This window comes from Thioalkalicoccus limnaeus (assembly GCF_041197575.1).
GTDB classification, from domain to species: Bacteria; Pseudomonadota; Gammaproteobacteria; order Chromatiales; family Chromatiaceae; genus Thioalkalicoccus; species Thioalkalicoccus limnaeus.
In genome coordinates this window covers 44,370-55,094 of sequence record NZ_JBDKXB010000023.1, presented here as the reverse complement: position 1 = coordinate 55,094, position 10,725 = coordinate 44,370, and the positions used below count along the sequence as shown (strand labels likewise).

General features: G+C 66.5%; 9 protein-coding genes. 3 read left to right on the top strand and 6 right to left on the bottom strand.

The annotated features are described in order from the left end of the window. The 3 genes from ABC977_RS14315 to ABC977_RS14305 all read left to right on the top strand — a co-directional run. Positions 1-1,450 (top strand): GNAT family N-acetyltransferase (locus tag ABC977_RS14315; protein WP_369667952.1); only part of this gene is annotated, 1,450 nt, incomplete at its 5' end. Positions 1,451-1,662: 212 nt separating this feature from the next. Beyond that, complete coding sequence (locus ABC977_RS14310; RefSeq protein WP_369667951.1) at positions 1,663-1,908, top strand: WGR domain-containing protein; 246 nt, start codon at positions 1,663-1,665, stop codon at positions 1,906-1,908. A gap of 67 nt (positions 1,909-1,975) precedes the next feature. Further along, a complete protein-coding gene (locus tag ABC977_RS14305; RefSeq protein ID WP_369667950.1) occupies positions 1,976-2,791 on the top strand; it encodes an undecaprenyl-diphosphate phosphatase in 816 nt (271 codons plus the stop codon). 68 nt (positions 2,792-2,859) lie between these two features. Here ABC977_RS14305 and ABC977_RS14300 read toward each other — a convergent pair whose 3' ends face one another. From ABC977_RS14300 to ABC977_RS14275, 6 genes are all read right to left on the bottom strand, one after another. Further along, the gene (locus ABC977_RS14300; protein ID WP_369667949.1) at positions 2,860-4,074 is read right to left on the bottom strand and encodes an O-succinylhomoserine sulfhydrylase; all 1,215 of its coding nucleotides are present in this window, start codon (positions 4,072-4,074) and stop codon (positions 2,860-2,862) included. 38 nt (positions 4,075-4,112) lie between these two features. After that, positions 4,113-5,627: an amidophosphoribosyltransferase gene (gene purF, locus ABC977_RS14295; protein WP_369667948.1), complete on the bottom strand. Its 1,515-nt coding sequence runs from the start codon at positions 5,625-5,627 to the stop codon at positions 4,113-4,115. Positions 5,628-5,665: 38 nt separating this feature from the next. Then, the gene (locus tag ABC977_RS14290) at positions 5,666-6,166 is read right to left on the bottom strand and encodes a CvpA family protein (protein WP_369667947.1); all 501 of its coding nucleotides are present in this window, start codon (positions 6,164-6,166) and stop codon (positions 5,666-5,668) included. 66 nt (positions 6,167-6,232) lie between these two features. After that, complete coding sequence (locus tag ABC977_RS14285; protein WP_369667946.1) at positions 6,233-6,919, bottom strand: SPOR domain-containing protein; 687 nt, start codon at positions 6,917-6,919, stop codon at positions 6,233-6,235. A 486-nt stretch (positions 6,920-7,405) separates the two neighbouring features. Next, on the bottom strand, positions 7,406-8,785 hold the full coding sequence (locus ABC977_RS14280) for a V-type ATP synthase subunit B (protein ID WP_369667945.1): 1,380 nt from the start codon (positions 8,783-8,785) through the stop codon (positions 7,406-7,408). Beyond that, entirely contained in the window at positions 8,785-10,578 is a 1,794-nt protein-coding gene (locus ABC977_RS14275; protein ID WP_369667944.1) for a V-type ATP synthase subunit A, read from the bottom strand. The genes ABC977_RS14280 and ABC977_RS14275 overlap by 1 nt, the downstream gene beginning before the upstream one ends. Positions 10,579-10,725 lie beyond the last annotated feature (147 nt).

Below are 10,725 nucleotides of genomic sequence, written 5' to 3'. Positions count from 1 at the left end.
CCCGTCGATCCTGGTCACGGCGCCGACCCGCCGGGCCGCCGAGACCCTGTTTCGGCACGCCCGGGCGCGGCTTCCCGAGGTACGCACGAGCGGATCGCAGATCCGCTATCAGCGGCGTACTCTGGCCTTCGTCGCGCCGGAAGACCTCGATCCGGCCAGCCACCCGGCCGCGCTCCTGCTGGTCGACGAGGCCGCCGCGATCCCGGTGCCCTTGCTCGAGCGGGCCCTGACCGGGTACCCGCGGGTGGTCTTCGCGACGACCGTGCATGGCTACGAAGGCACCGGACGCGGTTTCGAGGTGCGCTTTCGCGCGACGCTCGACCGATCGACCCCGAACTGGCGGGCCTTGACGCTGACGGCCCCGATCCGCTGGGCCGAGCGGGATCCGCTCGAGTCGCTCGCGGCCCGCGCGCTGCTGCTCGACGCCGAGCCGGCGTCAAGCGACACGGTCGCCGACGCCGAGGTGGCGAATTGCCGTTGGGAGTGCCTGGACCGTCAGCGACTGCTCGAGGACGAAACCAGCCTCCGCGAGCTGTTCGGTCTGCTGATCCTGGCCCACTACCAGACACGGCCATTCGATCTGCGCCATCTGCTCGATGGCCCGAACGTCCGGGTTTACGTATTGCGTCATCGCGAGGCCATCGTCGCGACCCTGTTGACCGCCGACGAGGGCGCGTTCGACGAGGCGCTCAGCCGCGCGATCTTCGCCGGCGAACGCCGTCCGCGCGGCCATCTTCTGCCGCAGACGCTCGCGGCCCATGCCGGGCTGATCAGCGCCCCGCGCTGGCGTTATCGGCGGGTCCTGCGCCTCGCGGTGCATCCGGCCGTCCAACGCCGCGGCCTCGGCGCCCTTGCGCTGCGCCGTCTCATCGACGACACCAGGGCCGATGAGGCCGACCTGATCGGTGCCAGTTTCGGCGCAACGCCGGAGCTGTTAGGCTTCTGGACCCGGTGCGGCTTCGCGCCGGTCCACGTCGGCACCCGGCGCAACGCGGCCAGCGGCGAGCATGCCCTGGTGGTCCTGAAGCCCGTGACGCCGGCGGGAAAAGCCCTGGTCGCCGAGGGTCGACAGCGTTTGGCGCGGCGCCTGCCACAGTGGCTCGCGGGGCCGCTGCGCATGGCTCCGGCGCGCCTGATCGCGCGGCTGTTGGCCGAGCTGCCGGATCGACGGCCGCACCTCGATCCCGCCGAATGGATCGAACTGGCCGGGTTCGCCTACGAGTATCGCAGTCTGGAGGCTTCGTTGCCCGTGCTGGCCGAACTGGTGGGCGCACGACTCGGCGAGCAGATCCGAATAGGCCGCGTCGATCTGGCCTCGGCCGAGGCCCTGATCGCCACGGTGCTACAGATGCACGAGCCGAGCACGGCTGCCGCCCGCCTGGGTCTGCCGGGCCGGGCCGCGCTGCTGACGCGGCTGCGCGCCGCGATCAGTGCGATCATGCGCCCCTGAGGAGACGCTGATCGGTCGCCCGTCCTGGCCGAGGATCACCACGGCCGTCGTGCACGCGGCTTCCGAACCACGTATCGTTCATCGCTTGTCGCGACGGAACAGGGCGGGGTTCCTAGCCCGCATGGGAAGCGCCGAATCGTTCACCGCTTCCCTGACGAGAAACCGGGCCCGTCGGCTTCGTCGTGCCAACACCACCCCACAGAAAGTTGAAGATGCCGCGCTGGATCAATGACGAGAAAGGTCGCTACTATCAAGCCGAATTGGTCCAAGATCTGTTCGGCGCCTGGACGCTGATCACCTGGTGGGGGGGGCTCGGATCACGCCGCGGTGCCATGCGTTCGACCGCCGTGGCATCGCTCGAGGCCGGGCTCGAACGCCTGCGTCGAATCGACAAAACCCGCCTCGGGAACGGTTACCGACGTGCCGATGATCGGCCGACTTCGAGCGCGCCATCCTGACGTTGGGGCTCTTCGAATTATCATCGACGCTATAATCGCGACCTTTTTCGTTCAGGAGACGTGACCAATGGACATCTCGCAGATCCTGCTCCTTGCATTCGTTCAGGGGCTGACCGAATTCCTGCCGATTTCGAGCTCGGCGCACCTGGTCCTGGCCCCGCTGCTGTTCGGCTATGCCTTGCAGGATCTCGCGTTCGACGTAGCAGTCCATCTCGGAACCTTGGTCGCCGTGATCCTCTATTTTCGGCGCGAGATCGCGGCCATGGTCGTGGCGATGTCGGACTCGCTCGCGACGCGCCAGCTGACCTCCCCCGAGGCGCGGCTCGGCTGGATGATCGTCGTCGCGACCTTGCCGGTCGTCATCCTTGGCTTGCCTTTCAAGATGTTGCTCGAGATGTTGCGGGCCGACGAGCGGATGATCGCGCTGATCATCGCCAGCACGACGATCGGTTTCGGTCTACTCCTCTGGTGGGCCGATGCCCGCGGCCGACGGGTCCGCGACGAGTATCAGGTCGGCTGGCGCGACGCCCTATTCATCGGCCTGTTGCAGGCGGTCGCGATCATTCCCGGCACCTCGCGCTCGGGGATCACGATCATGGCCGGCCTGCTGCTCGGTCTGACCCGGCGCGCCGCGGCACGGTTCTCTTTCCTGCTCGCGATCCCGACCATCCTGATGGCCGGGGCACTGGAGACCCTGCATCTGGTCGGGAGCAGCGAACCGGTGGACTGGTTCGCCTTGGCGCTCGGAGCTACGCTCTCCTTCATCGTCGCCTATCTGACGATCCACTATTTCCTGCAATTCGTCGAACGAGTCGGGATGCTGCCGTTCGTCATCTATCGTGTGCTGCTCGGCGGCCTGATCCTGGTGCTGCTGTACCTCTGACCGACAAACGCCGGGCCGCAGGCACGGGCGGGACCGGCACGTCGTCTCTCACCGGACACTGACGAAGCTCAGCTGGCTGAGCGCTGCGCGGCAATCCGTTCCAGCCCGCGCGCCAGATCGGCCTGGATGTCGGCGAGGTCTTCGAGCCCGACCGCGATCCGGATCAGGCCATCGGTGATCCCGGCCTCGGCCCGCTCGGGCGGCGACAGCCGTCCATGCGTCGTCGTCGCCGGGTGCGTGATCGTCGTCTTCACGTCGCCGAGATTCGCGGTGATCGAGATCAGCTCGGTGGCATCGATCAGGCACCAGGCCGCGGCCTGTCCACCGGCCACCTCGAACGAGACGATCCCACCGCCGCCGCGCATTTGCGCTCCGACCAGGTGATGCTGCGGATGGTCGGGGCGACCGGGGTAATGGACCCGCGTGACCCCGGGGTGCGTGGCCAGCCAATCGGCCAGCGCGGCCGCCGCCCGGGAGTGCGCGTCCATGCGCAGCGACAGGGTCTCCAGCCCCTTCAGGAACACCCAGGCATTGAACGGGCTGAGGCTGGGTCCCGCCGTGCGCAAGACGCCAAAGACCTCCTCGCCGACCCGCTGCCGATCGCCGACCACCGCACCGCCGACGCAACGCCCCTGCCCGTCCAGGTATTTCGTCGCCGAATGGATGACCAGATCCGCGCCAAGCGCTAGCGGCCGCTGCAACGCCGGCGTGCAGAAACAATTGTCGACGACCAGCAAACACGCCTGCGCGTGGGCCAGATCGGCCAGCGCCCGGATGTCGACCATCTCGGTCAAGGGATTGGACGGGGTCTCGCAATACAGCAGCCGCGTCCGCGGCCCGATCGCAGCCGCCCAGGCAGCGAGATCCGACAGCGGCACATAGTCGGTCGCGATACCGAAGCGGGCCAGATACTTGTTGAACAGCATCGTCGTGCTGCCGAACAGGCTGCGCGATGAGAGGATCCGGTCCCCAGCCTGGAGTAACCCGAGACAGACCGCCAGGATCGCCGACATGCCCGACGCCGTCGCCACGCACGACTCGCCGCCCTCGAGCACGGCGAGCCGCTCCTCGAACGCACGGACCGTCGGATTGCTGAAGCGCGAGTAGATGTTGCCGGGGTCATCCCCGGCGAAGCGCGCCGCCGCTTGCGCCGCGCTCGCAAAGACATAACTCGAGGTCGCGAAGATCGGCTCGCTGTGCTCGGCCTCGGCGGTACGGTGATGTCCGGTGCGGATCGCGCGGGTCGCAAAGCCGAGCGGCGCTCGATCGCCCGCCTCGCCCACGATCCCGTCCTGCGGCCCGTCTCTGCGCGACGCCTCCATCAGACGGTGTTGTGGAGGCCGATCACGCCATCGCCACGAAACGACTTGGCCTCCTTCGCTCCATCGTTACGGTGCAGGGCGAGGTGCTGCAGGTATTCGTGGGTCACGTCGCCGGTCACATAATCGCCATCGAAGACGGCCGCATCGAAGCGGTCGACACGGCTCTTGTCGCGCTTCTGTACCGCCTGGACCAGGTCCGACAGGTCCTGGTAGATCAATCGATCGGTACCCAGTTCGCGGGCCACCTCGTCCTCGGTGCGACCGTGGGCCACCAATTCGTTGGCCGACGGCATGTCGATGCCATAGACGTTCGGGTAACGCACCGGCGGTGCCGCCGACGCGAAGTAGACCTTGTGCGCGCCCGCTTCGCGGGCCATCTGGATGATCTGCTGCGACGTGGTGCCGCGCACGATCGAATCGTCGACGAGCAGCACGTTCTTCTTCTTGAACTCAAGGTCGATCGCGTTGAGCTTCTGACGAACCGACTTCTTGCGCACCTTCTGCCCGGGCATGATGAAGGTCCGCCCGATATAGCGGTTCTTGATGAAGCCTTCGGCATAGGGGATACCGAGCGAATTGGCCAGCTGCAGGGCCGCGGTGCGGCTCGTATCCGGCACTGGGATCACGACATCGATGTCATGGTTCGACCATTCGCGCTTGATCTTCGCCGCGAGCTTACGGCCCATCCGGGAACGGGCCTTGTGTACCGAAATGTTGTCGATGATCGAATCCGGTCGGGCAAAGTAGACGAACTCGAAGATGCACGGCGACAGGATCGGGTCGGGCGCGCACTGGCGCGAATAAAAATGACCATCGATATCGATGAACACGGCCTCGCCGGGGGCCACGTCGCCGATCAGGCGAAAACCCAGCGTATCGAGCGCGACGCTCTCGGACGCGATCATGTACTCGGTCCCCTCGTCGGTCTCGCGGATCCCGTAAACGATGGGCCGGATCCCGAACGGGTCGCGAAAGCCGCAGATCCCGAAGCCGGGGATCATCGCGACCGCCGCGTAGCCACCGCGACAGCGCCGGTGGACACCGGCCACGGCGCGAAAGACATCCTGTTCGTCGATCCGCAGCTTGCCCTGGATCTGCAACTCGTGGGCGAAGACGTTGAGCAGGATCTCGGAATCCGAGTCGGTATTGATGTGGCGCAAATCCTCGACGAAGAGGTCGCGCTTCAGATCCTCGGCATTCGTCAGGTTGCCGTTATGCGCCAGCGTGATGCCATAAGGCGAGTTCACATAAAAGGGCTGGGCCTCGGCCGAGTTGCAGGCACCGGCGGTTGGATAGCGGACGTGGCCGAGCCCCATCCTGCCCCGTAATTGAATCATGTGGCGGGTGCGGAAGACATCGCGAGCCAAGCCGTTGTCCTTGCGCAGGTGCAGTTTCTCACCTTCGCAGGTCACGATCCCGGCCGCATCCTGGCCGCGGTGCTGGAGGACCAGCAACGCATCATAGAGGGACTGATTGACCGGTCCCTGGGAAACGATTCCGACGATACCGCACATAGCTAACCTCGTGATGACGGGGCGGCGACCGGTGCCGGTCAGAGAACCTTGATTCGATCCTCGATATCAGGAGGGACCAGCGCCAGCAGGTAGTCCGCCAGCCGCTCGAACGGCGCGATCAATTGTGATTCGTTCCACCAGGGATCCTCGGTCATCGGCGTCAGCGCGACGATGAAGACCAGCAGGGCGACCAGGACACCGCCACGCGCGACACCGAAGATCAGGCCCATCAGCCGATCGAAGCCGCTCAGACCGGTCTTGTCGATCAGTGTCGTCAACACGAATCCGAGCAGCGCCCCGATCAAGAGCATACCGAACACGATCAGCACGAAGGCCGTGACCTGGCGCACCGATGGGGTCGAGATCCAGGGCTCCAACTCGGCCGCGAGATCGCGGAAGAAGAGCCAGGCGACGAAGATCGCGGCGATCCAGATCCCGAGCGACAGGACCTCGCGGATCAGACCTCGGGCAAACCCGATCACCGCCGACAGGCCGATGATGACCAGGATCAGATAATCGACCCAATTCAAGTTTTCCAACGCGCTCAGCCCCTTTCTGACAGGTACCGGGAATCCGGTCCAAAACGTGACGTGACGCGGCGCCGATCAGGGTTGCCGCAAGATCTGACCCTGATAGCCGGTCGCCTGCTTGACCGACTCCATCAGCCGCGCGGCCTGTGACCGGTCATTCTCGGGACCGACACGGACCCGGTACCAAGTGCGGCCCTCGACGACAGCACGCTCGATGAACGGGCGAAACCCTTTCTGGCGCAACTCCTGCTCGAGCACCGAGGCGCGCTCCGCGGTCGAGACCGCGGCCACCTGAACCACGTAGGTACCGGACCTCGGCGCCGCCGGGGGCGCCGAGGTCGTCGTAGCCGGCGGCGCGGGTTGAGCCGTTGTCCGCGGCGGCGATGGCTGCGTCGCCGGGGACGGCTGCGCCACCGCAGGCGGTGCAGCGGGTTGGGTCACGCTCGGCGTCGGCGACCGCGGTTCGGTGGGCGAGATCGGTACCAACGGTGGTGCCTCATCGGCCGGCTCGCCCATCTCGAACGGGATCATCTCGTCCTCGCTCAGGGCCAACTCGCCCTCGTCGATCGGGGTGCCGAGCGGCGGGAAGGTCTCGACCGGCGGGGCGGAATCAACCGGGCGCCGCTCGGCCCCGTCGAGACCGAAAGCCGGATCGCGCTCGGCCGGGTGATCGGCGTCCTCGAACAGCATGGGCACGAAGATCACCATCAGTACCACCAGGGCCACGGCCCCGATCAGACGCTTTTTCGCCGCCTCAGTCATCCTGCCTCCGCCCAAGGTTCGTTCGGTGAGTCCGCCACGAAGGACGAATTATATACCAGCGGCGAGCGCGCGAAGAGGCGCGGTCACCACTGCGCACTCGCGGACGGACGAGGCCGGCCCACCCGGACTCATCATGCTCCGGGGGTAGACGCCTGTTGGACAGGCTCTTGAGGTCCATGTCGGACGGATGGGCGGCCAGTTGCTCTCGCCATCGCGAGTCGATCTGCTCGACAGGACACGGCACCGTCAAACCGCGCGACGGCTCCATCGGTCTCCTTCAGGCGGCATCGCTGATCGATGCAATGGGTGATCAGCTGCTCTCAGTCACCAGTCGATCCACAACGAAGGCAGCCTTATAGTGCCTGCGAGCGGAAAAGCGCTCCCACAGGTCATGAAGATAAAGAGTCATCCACGGTTTTTCTGCTCTCGTTCCGGGCGCATCCGGCCGGCGACGCCCAGGGTCCGCCGGGATCCATGGGCCGCCTCTCATTCCTCGCCCTGGTGGAACTTGGCGAGGTCCGTTTCGCTGACGCGCGTCAGGGTGTCGCGCGGGAACATCGACATCAGGTCCCAGGCCAGGTTCAGCGTCGCCTCGATGCTGCGGTCCTCGGTCTCGCCCTGGCCGACGAAGCGGCTGTCGAAGGCATCGGCGAACTTCAGGTAGCGGCGGTCGCGCTCGGACAGTTCGTCGGCGCCGATGATCGAGGCCAGGTTGCGGGTCTCGAGCGCCCGGGCGTAGAGCGCGTAGAGCTGGGCCGCGACGCGCGGGTGATCCTCGCGGGTGTCGTCCTTGCCGATGCCGTCCTTCATCAACCGCGACAGCGACGGCGAGATGTGTACCGGCGGGTAGATGCCCTGGTTGTGGAGGTCGCGCGACAGCACGATCTGGCCTTCGGTGATGTAGCCGGTCAGGTCCGGGATCGGGTGCGTGATGTCGTCCGACGGCATGCTGACGACCGGCATCATCGTGATCGAGCCGTGCCGCTGATGGATGCGCCCGCAGCGCTCGTAGATCTCGGCGAGGTCCGAGTACAGATATCCCGGATAGCCCTTGCGCGCGGGCACATCGCCCTTGGCCGTCGCGACCTCGCGCAGCGCCTCGGCGTAGTAGGTCATGTCGGTCATGACGACCAGGACGTGGCGATCCAGATCGTAGGCGAGGTATTCGGCCACGGTCAGGGCCGTGCGCGGTAGAGTCAAGCGTTCGACGGGCGGATCGTCGGCCAGGTTGACGAACATCACGACATTGCGCAGCACGCCCGAGGAGGCGAACTCGTCGCGGAAGAACTTGGCGTCGGCGTAGGAGACGCCCATCGCGGCGAAGACGACCGAAAAGCTGGTGTCCTCGTCCTTGAGCCGCGCTTGGCGCACGATCTGCGCGGCAAGCCGATTATGCGGCAGGCCGGAGCCCGAGAAGATCGGCAGCTTCTGGCCGCGCACCAGCGAGTTGAGCCCGTCGATCGTCGAGATCCCGGTCTGGATGAATTCGCGCGGGTAGGTCCGGGCGGCCGGATTGATCGCCGAGCCGGCGACGGCACGGCGGATGCTGGCGAGGATCGGCGGACGGCCGTCGCGCGGCTCGCCGAGGCCGTTGAACTCGCGTCCGAGCAGCTCCGGCGACAAGGCGATCTCGATCGGTTCATCGAGGAAACGGACCCAGGTCTCGGCGAGGTCGAGATCCTCAGTGCCTTCGAACACCAGGATCAAGACCTCGTCGTTCGAGGTCCGGATGACCTGACCATTGCGCAGTCCACCGGCATGGTCCTCGATCTCGACGCGGTCACCGAAGGCCACCCCCGGGACATGCCGCGTCACGAGCAGACCGCCGCGGGCCTCGTGCGCCGTCCGATACGCCTTGATGCTCATCAGGCCTCCTCCCCTTTCGCATACTCGAGCCGCAGCCCCTCGATCGCCTGCTCGACCTCGGCACGAAAGGCCTGGATCTGCTCGAGCTGCTCGCTGCTGTACAGGGTCTTGATGCGCCGCGCCCGCGACAGGAAGGGCAAGGCCTGCAACTGTTGAACCGGCACGCCAAGGGTCACGAGCTCGGCACCCTGGTCGTAGATCGCCAGGGCCAGATCGAGCAGCGCAAACTGCTTGTGCGGCGAACAGAAGGTGTCGACCGGGTCGAGCGCGCTCTGCTGCAAGACCCCTTCCTTGATCAGCGCCGCGCCTTCGAGATCCCAGCGCTGCGCATCGGACAGGGCCTCGGGACCGACCAGGTTGACGATCCGCGAGAGCTCGGCATCGCGCGCCAGCAGCGCGAGCGCCCGCATGCGATCCCGTTCCCAGTCGCGATCGATCTCCGCGGCCCACCATTGGGCAGCGGTCTGGACATGACCCGAGAAACTGGTCACCCAATCGATCGACGGATAATGACGGGCATCGGCAAGCTCCTTGGACAGGGCCCAGAAGGTCTCGATGATGTCCTTGGTATGGCTCGTGACCGGCTCCGAGAAGTCGCCGCCGGGCGGCGAGACGGCGCCGATCAGCGTCACCGAGCCCGAACCGGTCGCGAAGGTCTCGACCCGCCCGGCCCGTTCGTAGACGGCCGCCAGCCGCGACGCCAGATAGGCCGGATAGCCCTCCTCGACCGGCATCTGGCCGAGCCGGCCGGAGACCTCGCGCAGTGCCTCGGCCCAGCGGCTCGTCGAGTCGGCGAGCATGACCACGTCGTAGCCCATGTCACGATAGTACTCGGCCATCGTGATGCCGACATAGATCGAGGCCTCGCGGGCCACGACCGGCATGTTCGAGGTGTTCGCGACGAGCAGCGTCCGTTCCATCAGCTTGCGCCCGGTATAGGGGTCATCGAGCTGCGGGAAACTCTCCAGCACGTCGACGAGCTCGTTGCCCCGTTCGCCACAGCCGACGTAGATCACGATGTCGGCGTTCGACCAGCGCGCGATCTGTTGCTGGACCATCGTCTTCCCGGCACCGAACGGACCCGGGACCGCCCCCTTGCCGCCCTTGAGCAGCGGGAAGAAGGTGTCGATGATCCGCTGGCCGGTGATCAGCGGCACGATGCTGTCGTCGCGTTGCGCGTAAGGGCGGGGTTTGCGGACCGGCCAGCGATGGAACATGGCCAGGCGCTGACTTTGTCCGCGCCCGTCGCGGACCCGCGCGATCGTCGCCTCGACGTCATAGTCTCCAGCCGGCGCGACCTCGTCGATCTCGCCCTCGATGCCCGGTGGCACCAGGATCCGATGCTCGACCGTCTCGGTCTCCTGCACGGTTCCCAGGACCTGCCCGGTGGTGACCCGGGTGCCCGGCTCGAGCGCGGGGTTGGGCGTGAACGACCAAAGGCGCGACCGATCGAGCGCGGCGACGCTGATCCCGCGGCGGATATAGTCGCCGGAGATCAGCGCGATCTTGTCGAGCGGCCGCTGCACGCCGTCGAAGATGCTGCCCATCAGGCCAGGACCCAATTCGACCGACAGCGGCCACCCGAGACCGACTGCCGGCTCACCGGGCCGCACGCCGTCGGTCGATTCGTAGGTCTGCACGATGGCCTGTCGGTCACGCAGCGAGATGACCTCGCCAAACAGACCCAGCTCCCCGATCTTGACCTGCTCACCGCTGCGAATGCCCGGCAGATCGATGGTCACGATGGGGCCGTTGATGTCGAGAATCACACCGGTTCTTTTGCTATCGCTCATGGTCCTTCCGTGCGCCGGGCTACGCGCGTGCGGCCGGTCGCTGTCGCTGGTTGCATCGGTCCTCGCATGATCTCGTCGCGACAGACCCTGAATCAGCCCTGGTCAGCCCGACGGCGAGGCCCCTGTCGCCGAGGGTCGCGCCGGCGC

What these genes read in the sequence shown, in the direction of transcription:
- ABC977_RS14310 (WP_369667951.1), top strand. Translation starts at nt 1,663, where the DNA reads ATGCCGCGCTGGATCAATGACGAGAAAGGTCGCTACTATCAAGCCGAA.
- ABC977_RS14305 (WP_369667950.1), top strand. Translation starts at nt 1,976, where the DNA reads ATGGACATCTCGCAGATCCTGCTCCTTGCATTCGTTCAGGGGCTGACC.
- purF (WP_369667948.1), bottom strand. Translation starts at nt 5,627, where the DNA reads ATGTGCGGTATCGTCGGAATCGTTTCCCAGGGACCGGTCAATCAGTCC.
- ABC977_RS14285 (WP_369667946.1), bottom strand. Translation starts at nt 6,919, where the DNA reads ATGACTGAGGCGGCGAAAAAGCGTCTGATCGGGGCCGTGGCCCTGGTG.
- ABC977_RS14280 (WP_369667945.1), bottom strand. Translation starts at nt 8,785, where the DNA reads ATGAGCATCAAGGCGTATCGGACGGCGCACGAGGCCCGCGGCGGTCTG.
- ABC977_RS14275 (WP_369667944.1), bottom strand. Translation starts at nt 10,578, where the DNA reads ATGAGCGATAGCAAAAGAACCGGTGTGATTCTCGACATCAACGGCCCC.